At 71.2% G+C, this 20,984-nt stretch carries 18 protein-coding genes; 4 read left to right on the top strand and 14 right to left on the bottom strand.

The features are described 5' to 3' along the window. Positions 1–41: 41 nt before the first annotated feature. The 3 genes from AC230_RS23090 to AC230_RS23080 form a co-directional block, all read right to left on the bottom strand. Positions 42–1,133 (bottom strand): FKBP-type peptidyl-prolyl cis-trans isomerase, encoded by a 1,092-nt coding sequence (locus AC230_RS23090; protein ID WP_078871513.1) that lies wholly within the window; start codon positions 1,131–1,133, stop codon positions 42–44. A 130-nt stretch (positions 1,134–1,263) separates the two neighbouring features. Then, positions 1,264–2,625, bottom strand: a complete 1,362-nt coding sequence (gene pafA / locus AC230_RS23085) for a Pup--protein ligase (protein WP_049718264.1) — start codon at positions 2,623–2,625, stop codon at positions 1,264–1,266. A gap of 9 nt (positions 2,626–2,634) precedes the next feature. Continuing rightward, complete coding sequence (locus tag AC230_RS23080; protein WP_049718834.1) at positions 2,635–3,894, bottom strand: MFS transporter; 1,260 nt, start codon at positions 3,892–3,894, stop codon at positions 2,635–2,637. 193 nt (positions 3,895–4,087) lie between these two features. On the opposite strand from AC230_RS23080, the gene AC230_RS23075 reads away from it, so the two are divergent. Then, complete coding sequence (locus AC230_RS23075; protein WP_049718833.1) at positions 4,088–5,068, top strand: LacI family DNA-binding transcriptional regulator; 981 nt, start codon at positions 4,088–4,090, stop codon at positions 5,066–5,068. Between the two features lie 114 nt (positions 5,069–5,182). Here AC230_RS23075 and prcA read toward each other — a convergent pair whose 3' ends face one another. The 5 genes from prcA to arc all read right to left on the bottom strand — a co-directional run bounded on the left by prcA (position 5,183) and on the right by arc (position 11,065). Next, positions 5,183–5,932, bottom strand: coding sequence for a proteasome subunit alpha (gene prcA, locus AC230_RS23070; protein ID WP_049718263.1), 750 nt, complete (start codon positions 5,930–5,932; stop codon positions 5,183–5,185). Positions 5,933–5,970: 38 nt separating this feature from the next. Next, positions 5,971–6,816, bottom strand: coding sequence for a proteasome subunit beta (prcB, locus tag AC230_RS23065; protein WP_049718262.1), 846 nt, complete (start codon positions 6,814–6,816; stop codon positions 5,971–5,973). Positions 6,817–6,988: 172 nt separating this feature from the next. Further along, entirely contained in the window at positions 6,989–7,207 is a 219-nt protein-coding gene (locus AC230_RS23060; RefSeq protein ID WP_030608326.1) for a ubiquitin-like protein Pup, read from the bottom strand. Positions 7,208–7,366: 159 nt separating this feature from the next. After that, complete coding sequence (gene dop / locus AC230_RS23055) at positions 7,367–8,878, bottom strand: depupylase/deamidase Dop (RefSeq protein ID WP_078871511.1); 1,512 nt, start codon at positions 8,876–8,878, stop codon at positions 7,367–7,369. A 420-nt stretch (positions 8,879–9,298) separates the two neighbouring features. Next, positions 9,299–11,065 carry a proteasome ATPase gene (gene arc / locus AC230_RS23050; protein WP_049718260.1) on the bottom strand — a complete coding sequence of 589 codons (1,767 nt, stop codon included), beginning with the start codon at positions 11,063–11,065 and terminating at the stop codon, positions 9,299–9,301. Between the two features lie 241 nt (positions 11,066–11,306). Here arc and AC230_RS23045 point away from each other — a divergent pair, with 241 nt between their 5' ends. Continuing rightward, entirely contained in the window at positions 11,307–11,642 is a 336-nt protein-coding gene (locus AC230_RS23045; protein WP_049718259.1) for a ferredoxin, read from the top strand. Between the two features lie 4 nt (positions 11,643–11,646). Here the strand turns inward: AC230_RS23045 and AC230_RS23040 are convergent, their stop codons facing one another. From AC230_RS23040 to AC230_RS23030, 3 genes are all read right to left on the bottom strand, one after another. Beyond that, positions 11,647–12,204, bottom strand: coding sequence for a hypothetical protein (locus AC230_RS23040; protein WP_049718258.1), 558 nt, complete (start codon positions 12,202–12,204; stop codon positions 11,647–11,649). Between the two features lie 133 nt (positions 12,205–12,337). Next, complete coding sequence (locus AC230_RS23035) at positions 12,338–13,231, bottom strand: tRNA (adenine-N1)-methyltransferase (protein ID WP_049718257.1); 894 nt, start codon at positions 13,229–13,231, stop codon at positions 12,338–12,340. A gap of 80 nt (positions 13,232–13,311) precedes the next feature. Further along, complete coding sequence (locus AC230_RS23030) at positions 13,312–14,532, bottom strand: site-2 protease family protein (RefSeq protein WP_049718256.1); 1,221 nt, start codon at positions 14,530–14,532, stop codon at positions 13,312–13,314. Between the two features lie 202 nt (positions 14,533–14,734). On the opposite strand from AC230_RS23030, the gene AC230_RS23025 reads away from it, so the two are divergent. Then, entirely contained in the window at positions 14,735–15,661 is a 927-nt protein-coding gene (locus AC230_RS23025) for a RecB family exonuclease (protein WP_049718255.1), read from the top strand. 14 nt (positions 15,662–15,675) lie between these two features. Continuing rightward, positions 15,676–16,347, top strand: a complete 672-nt coding sequence (locus AC230_RS23020) for a response regulator (protein WP_049718254.1) — start codon at positions 15,676–15,678, stop codon at positions 16,345–16,347. Between the two features lie 64 nt (positions 16,348–16,411). Here AC230_RS23020 and AC230_RS23015 read toward each other — a convergent pair whose 3' ends face one another. From AC230_RS23015 to AC230_RS23005, 3 genes are all read right to left on the bottom strand, one after another. After that, positions 16,412–18,004 carry an ABC transporter substrate-binding protein gene (locus AC230_RS23015; RefSeq protein WP_049718253.1) on the bottom strand — a complete coding sequence of 531 codons (1,593 nt, stop codon included), beginning with the start codon at positions 18,002–18,004 and terminating at the stop codon, positions 16,412–16,414. A 177-nt stretch (positions 18,005–18,181) separates the two neighbouring features. After that, positions 18,182–19,780 (bottom strand): ABC transporter substrate-binding protein, encoded by a 1,599-nt coding sequence (locus tag AC230_RS23010; RefSeq protein ID WP_049718252.1) that lies wholly within the window; start codon positions 19,778–19,780, stop codon positions 18,182–18,184. 413 nt (positions 19,781–20,193) lie between these two features. Further along, positions 20,194–20,889 carry an HAD family hydrolase gene (locus tag AC230_RS23005; protein ID WP_049718251.1) on the bottom strand — a complete coding sequence of 232 codons (696 nt, stop codon included), beginning with the start codon at positions 20,887–20,889 and terminating at the stop codon, positions 20,194–20,196. Positions 20,890–20,984 lie beyond the last annotated feature (95 nt).

The raw sequence follows: 20,984 nt of genomic DNA, 5'->3' as shown, positions 1-20,984 counted from the left end.
CGGATTCTGCGGACAACCGTGCAAGTTTCGCAGATCGGCGATCAGACCTTGCCCACGATGTCCACGACGAAGACCAGCGTGGCCCCGGCCGGGATGCCGCTGCCCGGCGGCGGGTTGTCGCCGTAGGCCAGCTCCGGCGGGACGACCAGCAGGACGCGGTCGCCGACGTGCTTGCCGACCAGGGCCTTGTCCCAGCCGGCGATCACCGAGGAGGTGCCGATCTGGAAGCCCGTGGCACCGGGCGTCGGCTTGTGGTCCCAGGACGCGTCGAACTTCTTGCCGCCGTCCCACAGCACGCCCGTGTACTGGCCGACCAGACCGTCACCGGCCTTGAGCTCCGGGCCGTCGCCCTTGATGAGCACCTGCTCCTTGAGCTCCTTCGGGGGCTTCTCCCCCTTGGGAACGGTGATCTCGGCGGCCTTGCCCGACTCGGCCCTGACCTCCGGCATGCCCGCCTCGGGCTTGGCCTGCTCGCCCTTGGCCTCCCCCTTCGGGTCGATCTTCGCCGTGTTCACCACGTCGATGACCCAGATCAGCCCGTCGTCGGGGTTGAGCCCGTTCTGCGGGAGCTGGGCGCCGTACATCGTCTTGACGCTGCCCTCGGCCCACACGCGGCTGCCGGCCTTGTGGCCCACCAGCTTGTCGAACACCGCAGAGGGCACCGAACCGTTTCCGCCCACCTGCTGCACCATCGAACGGCGCGGCCCCTTGGGGGCGCCCGGCACCTGGGCCCACGAGCCCTCCGGCGTCGTGCCCTCCCGGGTGGTCTGCACCGCGTAGTCGAAGATGACGAAGTCGCCCTTGGCCACCGGGGCGCCCTTGCCCTCGGTCACCGTGTTGAACTTGATCTCGTCAGGCGCCTTCGCGCCCTTGGCCACCGTGATCTTCGGCTCCTGCCCGAAGGCACCCTGCACCGAGACCTTCCCGGAACCGGCCGCGGCCGAGCCGTTGCCGGAGGCGGAGGCGGAGGGAGAACTGGAGCCCGAACCGCCGCCGTTGTCGGACCCGCACGCGGCGGCGCCCAGCAGCAGGACGGGCACGGCCAGCGCGGTCGCCAGACGGGACGACGTCCGGTGCGTACTCCTCGGACGGGGACGGGGGTGCGGGGTTCGTCCCGCGGTGAATCGCAGCATCGGTCCAACTCGGGCTAGGGGGTGGCTGAACAGTGCCCGCCACTCTACGGCCTGTGCCCGCCCCGTCCGCTCCCCCGCGACACGGCGGTGCGCCGGGGACGGCGCCCCGGCGCACCGGATCCGCGGCCGCTCACATTCCGGCGATCAGCTTCTCCACCCGGTCGTCGACCGACCGGAACGGGTCCTTGCACAGCACGGTGCGCTGCGCCTGGTCGTTGAGCTTGAGGTGCACCCAGTCGACGGTGAAGTCCCGGCGCTGCTCCTGGGCCCGGCGGATGAAGTCGCCGCGCAGCCGTGCCCGGGTGGTCTGCGGGGGGACGGACTTGCCCTCGAAGATCTTCAGGTCGTTGCACACCCGGGCCGCCTGGCCGCGCCGCTCCAGCAGGTAGTACAGGCCCCGGCGGCGGTGGATGTCGTGGTAGGCCAGGTCTATCTGGGCCACCCTCGGGTGGGACATGCTGATGTTGTTCTTGGTGCGGTAACGCTCGATGAGCTGATACTTCATCACCCAGTCGATCTCGGTGGAGATCCGGTCCAGGTCCTCGTCGCGGATCGCCTCCAGGGAGCGGCCCCACAGCTCCAGGACGCGCTCGACGGTGCCGGTGCGGATGCCGCGGCGCTCGCAGAAGTCCACGGCCTTCTCGTAGTACTCCTGCTGGACCTCCAGGGCCGAGGCCTCGCGGCCGCTGGCGAGGCGGACCTTGCGCCGGCCGGTGGTGTCGTGGCTGACCTCGCGGATGGCCCGGATGGGGTTCTCCAGCGTCAGGTCGCGCATCACGGTGCCGGCCTCGATCATGCGCAGCACGAGGTCGGTGGCGCCGACCTTGAGGAGCATCGTGGTCTCCGACATGTTGGAGTCGCCGACGATGACGTGGAGGCGGCGGTAGCGCTCGGCGTCGGCGTGCGGCTCGTCCCGGGTGTTGATGATGGGGCGCGAGCGGGTGGTGGCGGAGCTGACGCCCTCCCAGATGTGCTCGGCGCGCTGGCTGACGCAGTAGACGGCGCCGCGCGGCGTCTGGAGGACCTTCCCGGCTCCGCAGATCAGCTGCCGGGTGACCAGGAACGGGATGAGGATGTCCGCGAGACGGGAGAACTCCCCGTGTCTGGCCACGAGATAGTTCTCGTGACAGCCGTAGGAGTTCCCCGCCGAATCGGTGTTGTTCTTGAAGAGGTAGACGTCGCCCGCGATGCCCTCCTCGTGCAGGCGGCGTTCGGCGTCGACGAGCAGGCCCTCGAGAATGCGCTCGCCCGCCTTGTCGTGGGTGACCAGCTCGGTCACGTTGTCGCACTCCGGCGTTGCGTATTCCGGGTGCGATCCCACATCGAGGTAGAGACGGGCGCCGTTGCGCAGGAAGACATTGCTGCTGCGGCCCCAGGAAACGACACGACGGAAGAGGTACCGCGCCACTTCGTCAGGGGACAGCCGGCGCTGTCCCCTGAAGGTGCACGTGACGCCGTACTCGTTCTCCAGCCCGAAAATGCGGCGGTCCATGCCTGAACACTACGCCTGATGCCCTGCGCTGAAACCGGGTTCGACGACGGCGTTCCGATCGTTTTCCGACCGCGCGACGACGGCCGACGGGGCCTCGGGAGCGGACAGCGCGCGCCGGGCGGCGAGCAGGACGAGCACCGCCGCCACGCCGCCTCCGGCCGCGACCGCGAAGCCCGCCCGGGCACCGCCGGCCTCGACGGCCGGGCCGACGACGCCCACGCCGATGGAGGCGCCGACGCCGAAGGCGGTGATCAGCCAGGAGAACGCCTCGGTGGCGGTGCCCCGCAGCGCGTGCCGGTCCACGACGACGAACGCACAGGCCAGCGCGGGCGCGAGGAAGATGCCGGCCACCCCGGCGAGGACCGTCATCGCGATGACGCCGGGCATGAGCAGCAGCGGCAGGTAGCCGAGCGCGAGCAGGCCGATGATCGCCCGGAGCCGGACCTCCGGGGTGCCGGCCCACTGCCGGGCGCCGTAGACGACACCGCCGACCAGGGCGCCGGCGCTGAGGGCCGAGAGCAGCCAGCTGGAGATCATCTCGCTGCCGTGCAGGTCGGCGTAGGCCACGGCGGCCACGTTGATGGCCCCGAGGGCCGAGCCGACGAAGAAGAAGGCGCCGAGCAGGACCAGCAGCCCGCGCGAACGCAGCGCGCCCAGCCAGTGGGCCTCGCGGGGCTCGCTGCGCCACTGCCGGGAGGGCGCGGAGGTGACGACGGCCAGCGCGCCGAGGAGGCCGAGGACGTTGATGACGAGCAGCGCGGCGGCCGCGGACCACTCGTGGACGAGCAGCATCACGATCAGCGGACCGGCCGCGTACATCACTTCCTGCGCGACGGCGTCGAGCGCGTACGCGGCGTGTATGCGGCCCTCGTCCTTGAGGACGGACGGCCACAGGGCCCGCAGGCCGCCCTCCAGCGGCGGGGTGAAGAAGCCGGCGAGGATCATCGCGGCGTACCCGACGGGCAGCGGCTCCAGGCCGACGACGGCGAACAGCCCCATGCCCAGCGCCGACAGCAGCGCGGCGGGCAGCATGACCTTGGGCTGCCCGCGCAGGTCCACGGCCCGGCCGAGCAGCGGCTGGCCGACGGCGTTGGCCACGCCGTAGGTGGCCGAGAGGGCGCTCGCGAGGGTGTAGCTGCCGCCCTCGGCGCGGACGAACAGCACGATCGCGAGCGCGGCGGTGGCGGTGGGCAGGCGGCCCACCAGGGTGCCCGTCAGCAGACGTGCCGCGTAGCGCGTCCTCAGCATCTCGCCGTAACCGGCTGCCATCATGTCCCTCTCGGTGGTGGTTTTACGTATAACCTCGGTCGTTATACGTACCATGCCGGTAACTCACGGGTCCAGCGGCGAACGCGCCGCGGAAGGGGGCGTCACAGCGGTGACGGAGCGCGAGAAGACCGGCGGGCGGTGGCCCACGGTCCGGGGGGCGCACGCGACGCCCGCCCGGGCGACCAGCCGGGACGTGGCCCGCGCGGCCGGCGTCTCCCAGGCGACAGTATCCCTGGTCATGGGGGACAAATGGCGCGGGCGGGTCTCCGAGCGGCGGGCGGAGGCCGTACGGGCGGCCGCCCGGGAGCTGGGCTACCGGCCCAATCTCGCCGCCCGCGACCTGCGGCTCGGGCGCACGCGCACCGCGCTGCTCGTGGTGCCAGCCCTCACCAACGAGTTCTTCGCCCGCGTCTACGCCGGGGCGGCCCGGGCGGCCGGCGAGCAGGGCGTCGGCGTCCTGCTCTACCCCTCCCCCGAGGGCATCGGGCCCGCGCGCGACCCCTTCGCCTCCGCGCGCTCGGCGATCGACGGCGTCATCGCGTCCTCGATGGCCGTCGACGCGCTGGCCGACCTGCGGGCCGGGGGCCTGCCGCTGGTCATGCTCGACAGCGACCCGGCCGGCGCGGACGCCTCGGCGACGGTCAACCCGGCCATCGCGGACGGCGTGCGGCAGGTCGTCGGGCACCTGCTGGGCCTCGGCCACCGCCGCTTCGCGCACCTCGCCGCCGACGTCGACTCCTGGACCTTCCGCGTCCGGGCCCGCGCCCTGGAGGCCGCGCTGCGGGCCGCGCCCGACGCGGTGCTGGTACGGACGGAGCCGGCGGCCCTGAACGTGGAGGCCGGGCGGGCCGCGGCGGAGCGCGTCCTCACCGCGGCCGGTCCCCGCCCGACCGCCCTCGTCTGCGACGACGACATGCTGGCCGCGGGAGCGTGCAAGGCGGCGCGGCGGCTGGGCGTGCGCGTGCCCTCGGACGTCTCGGTGACCGGCTTCACGGACCTGTCGCTGGCGACGGCGGTGGATCCGGAGCTCACGACCGTGCGGCTGCCCGCGGAGGCGGTGGGAGAGGCGGGGATGCGGGCCCTCATGGCCGTGCTGGGCGGTGTGCCGGACGGAGCCGGGGAGTTGCCGGTGGAGCTGGTCGTGCGCGGGTCGAGCGGGGCTGCGGTGGGGTAGTTCTCAGGCGCCGGACGGGCCGATGTCCGGCCCGTCCGGCGCCTGAGGACACCTCGCGGCGAAGCCGCGCCGGAAACGGTGGAAGGACGGGCGGGGAGGAACCCCCGGCGCGGACTACGACGCGTCGCCGCCCTCGCCCTCCCCCTCCCCCTCCGGCTCCGGCGAGCCCTCCTCCAGGAGCCGCGACAGCTGCCGGCCCAGCACCCGCTTGAACTTCCGCGTCTGGGGACGCGTACGGTCCAGCACCGCGACCTCCAACTGCTCGGCGGTGAGCGTCCGCTCGCCCCCGTTCGTGTCGCGCGCCAGCGACTCCACCGCGAGCTTGAGGGCCTCGGAGAGGGTCATCCCGTCCCGGTGCCGCTGCCCGAGGTAGTTGCTGATCTGGTCGGCGTTGCCGCCGACGGCGACCGAGCCGTGCTCGTCGACGATCGAGCCGTCGTGGGGCAGCCGGTAGATCTGGTCGTCCTCGGGGCCGTCCCCGACCTCGGCGACGATCAGCTCGACCTCGTACGGCTTCTCGCCCGCGCTGGAGAAGATCGAACCGAGCGTCTGGGCGTAGACGTTGGCGAGGCCGCGCGCGGTGACGTCCTCGCGGTCGTAGGTGTAGCCGCGCAGGTCGGCGTAGCGGACGCCGCCGATGCGCAGGTTCTCGAACTCGTTGTACTTGCCGACCGCCGCGAACGCGATGCGGTCGTAGATCTCACTGACCTTGTGCAGCGCACGGGACGGGTTCTCGGCAACGAAGACCACGCCATCGTTGTACTGGAGGACCACGACGCTGCGGCCGCGCGCGATGCCCTTGCGGGCGTACTCGGCCCGGTCGGCCATGGCCTGCTGGGGAGAGACGTAGAACGGCGTCGACACCGGCTACCCATCCCTTTCTGTTCGTAGGGGAAGCATGTCTAGAGGAGGGCGGCGCGGGGGCCGTCCGGCTCCTCCAGCCGACGCTCGTGAATCGCCCTGACCGTGCCGACGAGCTGCTCCTCGGAGAGCTTGCGGTATCCCTCGTCGGAGACGACCGTCACGATCGGGTAGATCCTGCGGGCCAGGTCCGGGCCGCCGGTGGCCGAGTCGTCGTCCGCCGCGTCGTAGAGCGCCTGCACGACGAGGGTGATGGCCTCCTCCTCCGACAGGTCGTCCCGGAAGAGCTTCTTCAGCGCGCCGCGCGCGAACATCGAGCCGGAGCCGGTGGCCGCGTAGCCGACGTGCTCCTCGGAGCGCCCGCCGGTGACGTCGTAGGAGAAGATCCGGCCCTTCTCCCGGTCCACGTCCCAGCCGGCGAAGAGCGGCACGACGGCCAGGCCCTGCATGGCCATGCCGAGGTTGCTGCGGATCATGGTGGAGAGCCGGTTGGCCTTGCCCTCCAGGGAGAGCTGGGTGCCCTCCACCTTCTCGAAGTGCTCCAGCTCGAGCTGGAAGAGCTTGACCATCTCCACGGCGAGACCGGCGGTGCCGGCGATGCCGACGGCCGAGTACTCGTCGGCCGGGAAGACCTTCTCGATGTCGCGCTGCGCGATGACGTTGCCCATGGTGGCGCGCCGGTCACCGGCCAGCACCACCCCGCCGCGGTAGGTGACCGCGACGATGGTCGTGCCGTGCGGTGCCTCGATCACGCCCTGCGCGGGCAGCTGCCGGTTGCGCGGCAGCAGCTCGGGCTGGTGGCCCGCGAGGAAGTCCATGAAGGAGGAGGAGCCAGGCGTCAGGAAGGCAGCAGGTAGACGCCCGGTGCTTCGAGGGTTGGCTTCCACGAGTTTCCTTCCAGGTAACAGTCCCATATCCCGATGCCGCGGTCGGGGCACCGGACACCACGGACCCTATCGGTCCCATGGCGATGATCCACATGTGCCGGTGGAGCCTCCGGACGGATGCGGCACGCCGCGAGGGCGCCGCAGCCGTCCGGCACGGAGGAACGGGGAGTGCCTACTGGCCGCCCTTTTGCACGAAGGAGCGCACGAAGTCCTCGGCGTTCTCCTCGAGGACGTCGTCGATCTCGTCCAGCACCGAGTCCACGTCGTCCGACAGTTTCTCGTGCCGTTCCTTGAGGTCCTCGGAAGCCTGCGCGTCCTGCGCCTGCTCCTCGACCTCCTCCGTCGAGCGCGTGGCCTTCTGCTGCCCGCCGCCGGTGTCCTTGGTCGCCATACCCCTCACCCCGCTCGGTTCGACGTACAAGATCACGTACAAGATCGGACGTTCTGTTGCCGACCCTACAAGCCGGGTCCGACATCGGCCCCGTACTTTCCGGAACGCCCGGGAACCACGGTCATGATTCCCGGGCGGGGTCACTTCCAGACTCCGGGATCAGCCCCCGGACAGCACCCGCACCAGGTCCTCCGCCGTGCGGCAGCGGTCCAGCAGCTCCTTGACGTGGTTGCGGGTGCCCCGCAGGGGCTCCAGGGTCGGCACCCGCTGGAGCGAGTCCCGGCCCGGCAGGTCGAAGATCACCGAGTCCCAGGAGGCCGCGGCCACGTCGTCCGCGTACTGCTCCAGGCAGCGGCCGCGGAAGTAGGCGCGGGTGTCCTCCGGCGGGGCCGTGCGGGCCTGCTCGACCTCGGTCTCGTCCAGCAGCCGCTTCATCCGGCCGCGGGCCACCAGCCGGTTGTAGAGCCCCTTGTCCGGGCGGACGTCCGCGTACTGGAGGTCCACCAGGTGCAGCCGGGCCGCGTCCCAGCCCAGGCCGTCGCGCCGGCGGTAGCCCTCCAGCAGCTCGCGCTTGGCCACCCAGTCCAGCTCGCCCGCCAGGCTCATCGGGTCGCTCTCCAGCCGGCCCAGGACGTCCTCCCAGCGCGCGAGGACGTCCTTGGTCTGCTCGTCCGCGTCGGCCCCGAAACGGTCCTCGACGTGCTTGCGGGCCAGCTCGAAGTACTCCATCTGCAGTTGCACCGCGGTCAGCGTCCGGCCGCTGCGCAGCGTGATGAGCCGCTTCAGGGAGGGGTCGTGGCTGATCCGGTGGAGCGTGCGGACGGGCTGGTCGACGGCGAAGTCCCCGGAGATGAAGCCGTCCTCGATCATGGAGAGGACGAGCGAGGTGGTGCCGAGCTTGAGGTAGGTGGAGATCTCGGAGAGGTTGGCGTCGCCGATGATCACATGCAGCCGGCGGTACTTCTCGGCGTCGGCGTGCGGCTCGTCCCGGGTGTTGATGATGGGGCGCTTGAGGGTGGTCTCCAGGCCGACCTCGACCTCGAAGTAGTCGGCGCGCTGGCTGATCTGGAAGCCGTGCTCGCGGCCGTCCTGGCCGATGCCCACCCGGCCGGCGCCGGTGACCACCTGGCGGGAGACGAAGAAGGGGGTCAGGTGCCGCACGATGTCCGAGAAGGGGGTCTCCCGCTTCATCAGGTAGTTCTCGTGGGTGCCGTAGGACGCGCCCTTGTTGTCGGTGTTGTTCTTGTAGAGGTGGATCGGCTGGGCGCCGGGGAGCTGGGCGGCGCGCTCGGCGGCCTCGGCCATGATCCGTTCCCCGGCCTTGTCCCAGAGGACGGCGTCGCGGGGGTTGGTGATCTCCGGGGAGCTGTACTCGGGGTGGGCGTGGTCCACGTACAGCCGGGCGCCGTTGGTGAGGATCACATTGGCCAGGCCGATGTCCTCGTCCGTGAGCTGGCTGGCGTCCGCCGCCTCGCGGGCGAGGTCGAAGCCGCGGGCGTCCCGCAGCGGGTTCTCCTCCTCGAAGTCCCAGCGGGCACGGCGTGCCCGGTGCATCGCGGCCGCGTAGGCGTTGACGATCTGGGACGAGGTGAGCATGGCATTGGCGTTCGGGTGACCGGGGACGGAGATCCCGTACTCCGTCTCGATGCCCATTACTCGCCGTACGGTCATGCGGCCCTCCTTGCCCGGTGGCGCCCCCGGGCGGGGTCGCCACTCAAGTACCGCTGCGCATCCGGTCCGTGTGCATCCCCCACGCGCGTCGCGGTGGTACCGACGAGCCTAGAACGGCTTTGCGGCCCTGGGGAGATCATTACTGGCTTTTGCTTCGCGTCGCCGGGCCGGCGCACCGCGTGGACCGGCGGTTCCGGCCGGGGGCCCGGCCCGCCGCGCGGCTGCCGTCGGGTGCGGTGCCCCCCGGGAAAGTGCGGCACAGTCGTCGCTCCGGTTCATGCGGCACATCGGCACGGTCGTGCCGTGCGCGGGACATCTGGCGCAAAACGCGTCCGGCCGCGGACGGACGGTTTCCGGCCCGGTTCCCGCCGGGAGGCGGGGAACCGGAAGGAAACAGTCATCCGCAGCCGGACGGAGGTGCTAGAGGTACTGACCGGTATTGGCCACCGTGTCGATCGAGCGGCCGGTGTCCGCGCCCTGCTTGCCGGTGACGAGGGTGCGGATGAAGACGATCCGCTCGCCCTTCTTGCCGGAGATGCGGGCCCAGTCGTCGGGGTTGGTGGTGTTGGGCAGGTCCTCGTTCTCCTTGAACTCGTCGACGCAGGCGGCGAGCAGGTGGGAGACGCGCAGACCCTTCTGGTTGTGGTCCAGGAAGGCCTTGATCGCCATCTTCTTGGCCCGGTCCACGATGTTCTGGATCATCGCCCCGGAGTTGAAGTCCTTGAAGTAGAGGACCTCCTTGTCACCGTTGGCGTAGGTGACCTCCAGGAAGCGGTTCTCCTCGGACTCCGCGTACATCTGCTCCACGACCGACTGGATCATGCCGTCGATGGTGGCCCGCGCCGAACCGCCGTGCTCGGCGAGGTCGTCCGCGTGCAGCGGCAGGGTCTCGGTCAGGTACTTGGAGAAGATGTCCTTGGCGGCCTCGGCGTCCGGACGCTCGATCTTGATCTTCACATCGAGCCGGCCGGGGCGCAGGATCGCGGGGTCGATCATGTCCTCGCGGTTGGAGGCGCCGATGACGATCACGTTCTCCAGGCCCTCGACGCCGTCGATCTCCGAGAGGAGCTGGGGGACGATGGTGTTCTCCACGTCGGAGCTGACGCCCGAGCCGCGGGTGCGGAACAGGGAGTCCATCTCGTCGAAGAACACGATCACCGGGGTGCCCTCGCCGGCCTTCTCCCGCGCCCGCTGGAAGATCAGCCGGATGTGCCGCTCGGTCTCGCCCACGTACTTGTTGAGCAGCTCCGGGCCCTTGATGTTGAGGAAGAAGCTCTTCCCCGCGGGCTTGCCGGTGACCTCCGCGACCTTCTTGGCAAGGGAGTTGGCGACGGCCTTGGCGATGAGCGTCTTGCCGCAGCCGGGCGGCCCGTAGAGCAGGACGCCCTTGGGCGGCCGGAGTTGGTGCTCCTTGAAGAGGTCCGGGTAGAGATAGGGGAGTTCGACCGCGTCGCGGATCAGCTCGATCTGGTTGCCCAGGCCGCCGATCTTCGAGTAGTCGATGTCCGGGACCTCTTCGAGGACGAGCTCCTCGACCTCGCTCTTCGGGATGACCTCGTAGACGTAGCCGGAACGGGATTCGAGCAACAGGGCGTCGCCGGGGCGGATGGTGACGTCCAGCAGCGGCTCGGCGAGCCTCACCACCCGCTCCTCGTCGGTGTGCCCGATGACCAGGGCCCGTTCGCCGTCCTCCAGGATCTCCTTGAGGGTGACGATGTCCCCGGCCCGCTCGAACGCCATGGCCTCGACCACGTTGAGCGCCTCGTTGAGCATGACCTCCTGGCCGGGCCTGAGCTCGTCGGCGTCGACGCTCGGGCTGACGTTGACCCGGAGTTTGCGCCCCCCGGTGAAGACGTCCACCGTGCCGTCGTCGTTCGCCTGGAGAAAGACCCCGAAGCCGGCCGGCGGCTGGGCGAGCCGGTCGACCTCCTCCTTGAGGGCCACGATCTGGTCGCGGGCCTCGCGCAGGGTGTTGGCGAGCCGTTCGTTCTGTGCGGACACCCCTGCCAGGTTGGTCTGGAGCTCGACGATCCGCTCTTCGAGAATCCTCGTGTGCCGCGGAGAGTCGGCGAGCTTGCGCCGCAGGACGGCGATCTCCTGCTCGAGGTAGGCAACCTGGCCGGCGGGGTCGTCACCGCCCCGTCCCGGCCGGATGCCGCGGTTCATGTCGTCGTCGTGGGCTGCCACGGTCCTCACCTCCTCCAAGGGGAGCTGGACGCTTCCAGACCCTACCTGGGCCGGTGCAGGTTGAAACCCCTAGATCACAAACCCGGTCGGAGTGTGTCCGATCTTCACCCTTGCGCACGTCCTCACGACAGGGGAATACCCACCCATCAACATCGGAAAGCGGGCGGTTGTATTGTCGAACTCGGTCAACACCCGTCCGTGCTGGCTCCAATTGATTCACGTAGGCAGGAACGTCACCGCAATGACCGTCCAGAACGCAGACCGTGCGACCGCCGCCGACGACCCGGCGGCCGGGGGCCCCGGCGAGGCCCTCGAGGTCTGGATCGACCAGGACCTGTGCACGGGGGACGGCATCTGCGCGCAGTACGCCCCCGAGGTGTTCGAGCTCGACATCGACGGCCTGGCGTACGTGAAGAGCGCCGACGACGAACTCCTGCAGGAACCCGGGGCGACGACGCGCGTTCCGCTGCCGCTGCTGGCCGACGTGCGCGACTCGGCCAAGGACTGCCCCGGCGACTGCATCCACGTGCGCCGCGTCTCGGACAAGGTCGAGGTCTACGGCCCCGACGCCGCGTGACGGCTCAGGCACCGCCCGCGACCGGCAGCGCCGTCAGCGCGAACTTCCCGTCCCGCCACCGCCATTGGACGTCGCGGCGCCGGTCGGGGCAGCACCGCGGCACCCGCGCCGAGGAGTAGCCGAGCAGAGTGGCCGAAACCACATCGCCGCGCACCGCGAACCCGGTGACGTCCATCCGCTGCGCGGGGTCGACCAGGGTCGCCGCGACCCTTGCCGCGCCGCCCTGTTCGCCCGTTCCCGCCGTTCCCCCGGGCGCGGCCGTGAGGACGTAGACGCCGCTGGGCGCGGTGCCGGCGCCCGCGCGGCAGCGCACGACCGCGATCGTCGCGGCGGTGCCGTCCAGTTCCGCGGCGGCGTGCCGCACGACCTCCACGCCCGCGCCCCCGCAGTCGAACGGGTAGCGCACGGCGGCCGGATCGGGCGCCGGGGCCGACGCGGTGGCGGTGCCGTCACCGGGGCCGACGAGGGCCGCGCCGAGCAGGACGGCGGCCACGCCCAGGGCGGTCAGCACCCAGTGGAGGGGGCGGGAGTGGGTGTGCGGGAGTCCTGCCGGGGGCTGCACGCTGCGCTGGCTCCTGTGAAGTGCCGGAATCGCGGGGGACGGTGCGCATCGTCGCACATGTCCCCGGGTCAACACGAGGGCGCCGCCCCCGAGTTCGTCACCCGGGGACGGCGCCCTCGCACCGCGCGTCCGGTCAGCGCTCCGCGGAGCCCGGACCGGTGTAGTCCTCGCCGTAGGCGCCCTTGGCCGGACGGCGGCGGCGCATCGGCGGCTCCACGCCGTCCGCCAGGCGGCGGGCGGTGAGCAGGAAGCCGGTGTGGCCGATCATCCGGTGGTCGGGGCGGACGGCCAGGCCCTCCACGTGCCAGGTGCGGACCATCGTCTCCCACGCGGACGGCTCGGCGAAGCAGCCGATCTCCCGGATGGACTCGACGGTGCGCGCGAGCTGGGTGGTGGTCGCCACGTAGCAGCAGAGGATGCCGCCGGGGACGAGCGCCTTGCGCACGGCCTCCAGGCACTCCCAGGGGGCGAGCATGTCCAGGATGACCCGGTCGACGTCGGTGTCGGAGAGGTTGTCCTGCAGGTCGCCGACGGTGAGCCGCCAGGCCGGGTGCGGGCCGCCGAAGTAGCGCTCCACGTTCTGGGTGGCGATCTCGGCGAAGTCGGCGCGGCGCTCGTAGGAGTGCAGCATGCCCTGGTCGCCGATGGCGCGCAGCAGGAAGCTGCTCAGCGAGCCGGAGCCGACTCCGGCCTCCACCACGCGGGCGCCGGGGAAGATGTCGGCCATCGCCAGGATCTGCCCCGCGTCCTTGGGGTAGACCACGGCGGCTCCGCGCGGCATGGACAGGACGTAGTCGGGGAGCAGGGGGCGCAGCGCGAGGTAGGCGACGTTTCCCGTGGTACGGACAACACTGCCCTCGGGAGCACCGATCAGCTCGTCGTGCGGGAAGGCACCCTTGTGGGTGTGGAACTGCTTCCCGGCTTCGAGCGTGAAGGTGTAGTGGCGTCCCTTGGGGTCGGTGAGCTGGACCTGGTCCCCGACCTGGAAGGGCCCGCGACGGCGGGCGGCACCGGTCGGTTCGGACATGTGACCAGCGTACCGGGTCGCCGCGCCCTGCTCGTACGGGTGGGTGGGCGCCCCGGTTTCCCGGTGCCGCCGGGGGTGCCCTAGGACGGCGTCCGGGCCATGGCCGCGACGAAGGCGCGCTCGACGTCGGCGGTGGACAGGACGCCGTAGACCTCGCCGGTCTCCTCGACGACCAGGTACTCGGTGGCGGGCGTCTGCCGCAGGGTCTCCAGGAGCTCCTCGCCGGAGAGTTCGGCCGAGATCCGCATGCCGTCCTGGAGGTCCTGGGCGAGGCTGCCGACGGCCACCCAGGGGCGGCGGTGGGCGGGGATGCCGACGATGGCGGACTCGCGGACCAGGGCGGCGGGCACGCCCGCGCCGTCCACGACGACCAGGGCGCGGGCGCCCTCCTCGTTCGCCCGGCGCAGGGCCTCGGAGAGCGGCGTCGCGGCGGTGACGGGGACGGCGCGGCGGGTGAGGGTGCGGGCGCGCAGGCCGGGCAGCCGCTCGCGCAGCCGGGCCATGCGCAGGCTGTTGCCGGCCCCGGTCCAGATGATCGCGGCGAGGATGGCGGCGAGCAGGGCGTCGGTGAGCGAGTCCACGCTGCCGAAGCTCTCGGCCCGGTCGGCCTGGGTGAGCAGCGGCAGGCCGACGAGGACGCTGACGGCGAGCGCGCGGCCGACCCAGGCGGCGGCGACGGTGCCGGTCATGGCCCGGCCGCTGATCTTCCAGACGACGGCGCGCAGCATCCGGCCGCCGTCCAGCGGCAGTCCGGGGAGCAGGTTGAAGGCGGCCACCAGGAGGTTGGAGACCATGAGCCCGGCGAGCAGCACGCCCGGGACGGTGGCCGGCTCGACGGCCTGGAGGGCCAGCCAGAAGACCCCGGCGAGGACGAGGGAGAGCAGCGGCCCGACGAAGGCGAGGACGAACTCCCGGCCGGGGGTCTCGGTCTCCTTCTCGATCTCCGAGACCCCGCCGAAGAACTGGAGCTGGATGCGGCGCACGGGGAGCTTGAAGCGGAGCGCGGCGACGGTGTGCGCCAGCTCGTGGACGAGGACCGAGGCGTAGAAGGCGACGGCGAAGAAGAGGGAGACGAGGTAGCGGGCGCGCCCCAGCTCGGGCAGGACGCGGTCGAGCTGGCCGCCGAACACCCAGGTGATCAGGGCCGCGACGAGGAACCAGCTGGGTGCCACGTAGACGGGCACGCCGAAGGGGCGGCCCATGAGGATGCCCCCGCCGGCCTCGCGCGGGCGCTGCGGCCCGGGTCCCTGCCGCCCGTCCTGGTGACCGGTGCCGGAACCGCCCTGCCCGGTGTTGTCCACGGTGTCCCCTCGTCGGATGCCGCTCGCGCACCGCCCGGTGCGCGCGCCCTGCCACGATCATGCAGTGCGAGGGCTTCTGGCGTCGATGGTATGCCGCTGCCGGGCCTTCCCGGGGGGCAACCCCCGGACCCCCGGCCGGAACCGCGGGTGCACGCGGGGTGAGCGTCGGCGACCGTCGGTGGGGGGCCGTAGGGTCTGTGCCATGGAATCCGCTCCCGACGCCCCCGACGCCGCGCCGGCCCCGCCGGCCCCGGCGGTGCTCCCGGCAGCGGCCGGCCCCGCCCGGCCGGCCTCCCTCTCGCCCTCGCGCGCGGCCGATTTCATGCGCTGTCCGCTGCTCTACCGGTTCCGGGTGATCGACCGGCTGCCGGAGAGGCCGAGCGCGGCGGCGACGCGCGGCACTGTGGTGCACGCCGTGCTGGAGCGGCTCTTCGACGCCCCGGCCGGGGAGCGCACGGCACCGCGGGCGCGCGGCCTGGTGCCCGGCGAGTGGGAGAAGCTGCTGGCGGCCCGCCCCGAGCTGGCGGAGCTGTTCACCGGTGAGGACGGCGCGCGGGACGAGGAGCGGCTGGCCGCCTGGCTGGCGGAGGCGGAGCGGCTCGTCGAGCGCTGGTTCACCCTGGAGGACCCGACGCGGCTGGAGCCCGCCGAGCGCGAGCTGTTCGTGGAGACGACGCTGGATTCGGGGCTGGTGCTGCGCGGCATCGTCGACCGGATCGACGTCGCGCCGACCGGCGAGGTGCGCATCGTCGACTACAAGACGGGCAAGGCCCCCGCCCCGCGGTACCGCGACGACGCCCTGTTCCAGATGAAGTTCTACGCGCTGGTGGTCTGGCGGCTGCGCGGCGTCGTGCCCCGCCGGCTCCAGCTCGTCTACCTGGGCAGCGGCGACGTCGTGACGTACGACCCGGTGGAGCCCGAGCTGCGGGCGGTGGAGCGCAAGCTGCGGGCCCTGTGGGAGGCCATCGAGCTGGCGACGGAGACGGGCGACTGGCGCCCGCGGCCGACGAAGCTGTGCGGCTGGTGCGACCACCGGGAGCGCTGCCCCGAGTTCGGCGGCACTCCCCCGCCCTACCCGTTGCCGCTGCCCGCGCCCCGCGCGGGTCAGGGCAGAATGGACGCGGTCTAGCGAAGGAGTGTTCCGTGGCGATCCGTGTCCTGCTGGTCGACGACCAGCCCCTGCTGCGTACGGGATTCCGCATGATCCTGGAGGCCGAGCAGGACATCGCGGTCGTCGGGGAGGCCGGCGACGGCCTCCAGGCGCTCGACCAGGTGCGCGCCCTGCAACCCGACGTCGTGCTGATGGACATCCGCATGCCGCGCATGGACGGGGTGGAGGCGACCCGGCAGATCACCGGCCCGGACCGGGACGGTCCGGCGAAGGTGCTGGTGCTCACCACCTTCGACCTGGACGAGTACGTGGTGGAGGCGCTGCGGGCGGGGGCGAGCGGCTTCCTGCTGAAGGACGCCCCGGCGCACGAGCTGGTGCAGGCGATCCGGGTGGTCGCCGGCGGCGAGGCGATGCTCGCGCCCAGCATCACCCGCCGGCTGCTCGACAAGTACGCGACCCACCTGCCGTCCGGCGAGGAGCCGCTGCCGGACACGCTGAACACGCTGACCGAGCGCGAGGTCGAGGTGCTCAAGCTGGTGGCCCGCGGCCTGTCCAACGCGGAGATCGCGGCGGACCTGTTCGTGAGCGAGACGACGGTCAAGACGCACGTGGGCCATGTGCTCACCAAGCTCGGGCTGCGCGACCGGGTGCAGGCGGCGGTCTACGCGTACGAGAGCGGGCTGGTGCGCCCCGGCTCGCAGTGACGCCGGATACGACGGAGGGCCCGCCGGACGCACCGGCGGGCCCTCCGTCGCGGGTGACGCGGGGTCAGTCCTTCTTGCCCTTGGCGATCTCCCAGAAGCGGAAGACGGTCGAGGCGTCCAGGGTCCACTGGAGGCCGGATATCCGCTCGTTGGCGACGGCGTACTGCTTGCCCTGCCACAGCGGGAGGACCGGCACGTCCTGCGCCACGGTCTGCTGGAGCCTGGAGAAGTCCCCGGAGGTGGCGGCGCGGCTGTTCTCCGCGGCGGTGGCCGGGAGGATGCGGCCGGAGATCTCCTTCGACTCGTAGTGGTTGGCGAGTTCGTTGTCCTCGCCGAAGAAGGGCGCGGTGAAGTTGTCGGGGTCCGGGTAGTCGGGGACCCAGCCCTTGACGTAGACGGGGTACCGGCCGGCCTCGATGCCCTTCTGGTACTCGTCGAGGGGGACGCTCCGCACGTCGGCCTCGAACAGCCCGCTGGCGTTGAGCTGTTTGGCGATGGCCTTCAGCTCGGGGACGGTGCCGGGGCCGTAGCGGATCGGCGTGCCCCACAGGGTGAGCTTGACCTTGCCCTTGATGCCGGCGTCCTTGAGCACGGCGGCGGCCTTGTCCGGCTGGGGCCGGTCGCCGTAGACGTCGAAGAAGGACGTGCGGTGGCCGGTGATGCCGCTGGGGACGACGGAGTACAGCGGTTCGGCGGTGCGCTTGTAGATGTCGCGGACGAGGGCGCCGCGGTCCACGAGGTAGGCGACGGCCTTGCGGACGGCGAGCTTGCCGGCCACCGGGTCCTTGGTGTTGAAGACGAGGTGCTGGACCTCGGCGCTGGTGCCCTGGACGACCTTGAGGTCGTTGCGGGAGCCGGCGGCCTCCAGGGAGGCGATGTCGTCCATGGCCAGGCCACGGTAGGCGAGGTCGACGTCGCCCTTCTTGAGGGCGTCCTTGAGCTCGTCCTGCTTGCCGTGGAAGAGCTTGAGGGTCAGGCCGCTGTTCTGGACGGCCGCGGGGCCGCGGTAGGAGCCGTTGACCTTGAAGACGGCCTTGTCCTTGTCGTAGGAGTCCAGCGTGTAGCGGCCGGAGCCCACCGCCTTGCCGTCGGTCCGCAGCCGGTCGGCGGGGTATTCGGTGTGGTCGACGATCGAGCCGGCACCCGAGGCGATCTTCAGCGGGAAGGTGGCGTCGGGCCGCTTGAGCCGGAAGACGACGGTCTTCTTGTCCGGCGTCCGGATCTCCTTGATCGTGGAGAGCATGGCCGCGGCCGGACCGGCCTTGTCGTTGATCCTGATCGTGCGGCGGAACGAGTAGGCGACGTCCTCGGAGGTGAGGGTGTGGCCGTTGCTGAACGTCAGCCCGTCGTTGAGGGCGCACTCGTAGACGGTGCTGGTGCGGTCCTTGAAGCCGCACTTCTTCGCGGCCTCGGGCTGCGGGGTGTTGCTGCCCTTGGGGAAGCTGAGCAGCGACTGGAAGACGTTGTTGAAGAGCAGCCAGGAGCCCGGGTCGTAGCCCGAGGCCGGGTCGGTGGCCACGACCTCGTCGGACATCCCCATGACCACCGACTCACCGGTGCCCGCCGCCTTGCCGTCGTCCGAGCCGCACCCGCCGAGCAGCGCGGCGGCGAGCCCCGCGCCGAGCGGGGCGGCAAGCCACTGGTCACGTTTCCTCACGTACACGTTCCTCACAGTTCGAGTCGTCCGGGCGGACGGATGTCCGCCCGGTGGGGAGTTCTGTGGTGCTGGTGGTGCAGGTGGAGCGTTGGTGTTGCGTGGTGATGTTGCGTCGTGGTGGTGCGTCGTGGTCCTACGAGGGGTTCCGCCGGGCCCCGAAGTGCCGCCGGGCCGGGGTCACTTGCCCCGGGCGAGCTCCCACGGCTGGAGTTCGGAGGCCGCGTTGAGCACCCATTCCCCGCCGGTGACGTTGGTCCGGGTCGCCACGTACTGCTTGCCCTGCCACAGCGGCAGGACCGGCACCTCGTCGGCGACGATGTCCTGCGCCTGCTGGAAGAGCCTGGCCGCCGAGTCGCGCTGCGAGGTCTGACGGGTGCGCGGGATCAGGTCGTTGATCTTGTTGTTCTGGTAGCGGGACCGGAGGAAGTTGTCCTTGCCGAAGAAGGGCGCGATGAAGTTGTCCGGGTCCGGGAAGTCGGGGAACCAGCCCATGCCGTAGACCGCGTACTGGCCCTTGGCGGCGTTGGGCCGGAACTCCGCCCACTTGACGTCCTGGAGCTTCACGTCGAACAGCCCGCTGCCGTTCAGCTGCTTCTGGAGCGTCTTGAACGCCCGCGCCGTCGCCTCGCCGTAGTGGTCGGAGGAGTAGGCGAGGGTGAAGCGCACCGGGGTGCTGATGCCGGCGCCCTTGAGCAGGGCGCGGGCCTTGTCGACACTGGGGCCGCCGTACTGGTTGGCGAAGGAGTTCTGGTGGCCGGGGATGCCGCTGGGGACCAGCGAGTAGAGCGCGTCGCTGGTGCGGTCGTAGCCCTCGCGGGCCAGCGCCTGGCGGTCGACGAGCTGGGCCATGGCCTGGCGGACGGCCTTGGGCTTGACGGCCGGGTCGTCCACGTTGAACGCCAGGTAGCCGATCTCGTGGCCCGGCGACTCCAGCAGCTTGACCTGCTGGCCGGCGGAGTTGCGCAGCTTGGCGATCTGCTCCGGCGCCAGGGTCCGGTTCATCACGTCGATGTCGCCGGCCTTGAGCGCGTTCTCCATCGTCCTGGCGTCGTCGTAGAAGCGCATCTCGACCTTGTCGTTCTGCACGGTGACGGAGCCCTTGTAGTCGGGGTTCTTCGTCAGGACGGCCTTGACGACGCGGTTGTCCTGCTCCTCGGTCTCCAGGGTGTACGGGCCGGAGCCGACCACCTTGAAGCCGTCGGTGAGCAGCTTGTCCTTGGGGTACGCCTTGGCGTCCACGATGGCCGCGGCCGGGGTGGCGAGCTTCTGCGGGAAGGTCGCGTCGGGCGCCTTGAGCTGGAAGACGATCTCGCGGTCGTTGGGCGTCTCGACCTGGTCGATGTTGCTCAGCAGCGAGACCGGGCCGTTTTCGAAGTTGATCGCGCGGGCGCGCTCGATGGAGAACTTGACGTCCTTGACGGTCAGTTCGTCGCCGTTGGAGAACGTGAGCCCCTTGCGCAGGGTGCAGCGGTACTGCTCGTTGCGGCGGTCGCTCCAGCCGCACCGCTCGGCGGCGTCGGGGGCGGGCTCGGAGCCCGAGCGGGGCAGCCGGAGCAGGGTCTGGAAGGTGCTGTGCAGCACGTTCCACACGCCGACGTCGTAGGCCGCGGCCGGGTCGAAGGGCGCGGGGGCGTCCGTCGTCTCCTCGAACCGGTCGGTGGTGCCGACGACGATGGCGCCCTTGCCCTTGCCGGCTCCGTCGCCGCCCCCACAGGCGACGAGCACGGGGGCCAGCAGGCCCACCACGGTCGGCAGCACCAACGTCTTGCGGTTCATTGTGCGGTGTTCTCCCTGTGGTGCGAACGGCGCGCGCCGGGACCCGTACGGAAGCACTGTGCACGGGCCCCACGGAGGCGGCCGTGAAGTACTCGCGAAGAGATTAGTGCGCACCACCACCATGACCGGAACGTGGTCTACCTGATGCGATATCACGCGGCGATAACAACGGGGCGTCGGCCGATATCGCGGACGCGGGAACGATTCGTGCACCAACGGCCGAATGCGGACACAAGGGTGCGCCATGACCCCTGGAAGGCCCCCTTCCAGGGGTCATGGATCCACCTGGTCCGCCGTATGCGGTGACGAACATCACTCGGCGAATGACCTTGCGCCCCTTGGCAATTACCGCGCCATCGGTCACGGAAAACAGTCGGACCTGCGCTCTGCGTTTCTTGAGGATTCCAGCACGCTCAGGCGCCGATCACCTTCCGCAGGAATCCGAGATCGACTTCTTCGAGGGAGCGGACGACGGTCCGTCCGGCGGCCGGCGGGATGGCGCCCACCGACGGCACGGCCACCACCCGGCAGCCGGCCGCCTCCGCGGCCGCCACCCCGGTGACCGTGTCCTCGACGACGGCGCAGCGGGCCGGGTCGACGCCGAGCCGGGCGGCGGCCGTGAGGTAGGGGTCCGGGTGCGGCTTGGTGCGCTCGACCTCGTCGCCCGCGACGGTGAGGGTGAAGTGCTCGGGGCCGAGGGTGCGCAGCACCCGGTCGATGATCTCCCGGTGCGAGGCGGAGACGAGGGCGGTGGGCACGCCGTGCGCGGCCAGCTCGGTGAGCAGCCGCCTCGCCCCCGGCATCAGCGGGACGCCGTGGCCGATCATCTCCGAGAACCGGCTGTTCAGGAGGGCGGTGAGCTCGGCCAGGGCGATCTTGGCGCCGGTGGCCTTGATGAGGAAGGACGCGCTGCGGTGCATGGGACCGCCGACGACGATCTCGCGGTACTCCTCCAGGAGCTGGTGGCCCAGCTCCGCGAAGACCGCGACCTCCACCTCCCACCAGAAGCCCTCGGTGTCGACGAGGGTGCCGTCCATGTCGAGCAGGACGGCCTGCAGGCTCCGTGTCGGGTGCTGGGCGATCGTGAGCGCGGGGATGCCGCTGGTCATCCGCACACCTCCTGGGGGGACAAGAAGGCCGGCCCGCGACGCGCGGACCGGCCTTCACCGGACAGCAATTCTACGGCGCCCAAGCCCCGGAGCGC

It is taken from the genome of Streptomyces caatingaensis (genome assembly GCF_001187435.1).
Classification (GTDB): domain Bacteria; phylum Actinomycetota; class Actinomycetes; order Streptomycetales; family Streptomycetaceae; genus Streptomyces; species Streptomyces caatingaensis.
This window is presented reverse-complemented; position numbering and strand designations above follow the sequence as displayed.

Excerpts from the sequence above, each read along its gene's own strand:
- AC230_RS23005 (WP_049718251.1), bottom strand. The coding sequence starts at position 20,889 with ATGACCAGCGGCATCCCCGCGCTCACGATCGCCCAGCACCCGACACGG.
- pafA (WP_049718264.1), bottom strand. The coding sequence starts at position 2,625 with ATGGACCGCCGCATTTTCGGGCTGGAGAACGAGTACGGCGTCACGTGC.
- AC230_RS23060 (WP_030608326.1), bottom strand. The coding sequence starts at position 7,207 with ATGGCGACCAAGGACACCGGCGGCGGGCAGCAGAAGGCCACGCGCTCG.
- AC230_RS23080 (WP_049718834.1), bottom strand. The coding sequence starts at position 3,894 with ATGGCAGCCGGTTACGGCGAGATGCTGAGGACGCGCTACGCGGCACGT.
- dop (WP_078871511.1), bottom strand. The coding sequence starts at position 8,878 with ATGACCGTACGGCGAGTAATGGGCATCGAGACGGAGTACGGGATCTCC.
- AC230_RS23045 (WP_049718259.1), top strand. The coding sequence starts at position 11,307 with ATGACCGTCCAGAACGCAGACCGTGCGACCGCCGCCGACGACCCGGCG.
- AC230_RS23025 (WP_049718255.1), top strand. The coding sequence starts at position 14,735 with ATGGAATCCGCTCCCGACGCCCCCGACGCCGCGCCGGCCCCGCCGGCC.
- AC230_RS23035 (WP_049718257.1), bottom strand. The coding sequence starts at position 13,231 with ATGTCCGAACCGACCGGTGCCGCCCGCCGTCGCGGGCCCTTCCAGGTC.
- AC230_RS23090 (WP_078871513.1), bottom strand. The coding sequence starts at position 1,133 with ATGCTGCGATTCACCGCGGGACGAACCCCGCACCCCCGTCCCCGTCCG.
- AC230_RS23010 (WP_049718252.1), bottom strand. The coding sequence starts at position 19,780 with ATGAACCGCAAGACGTTGGTGCTGCCGACCGTGGTGGGCCTGCTGGCC.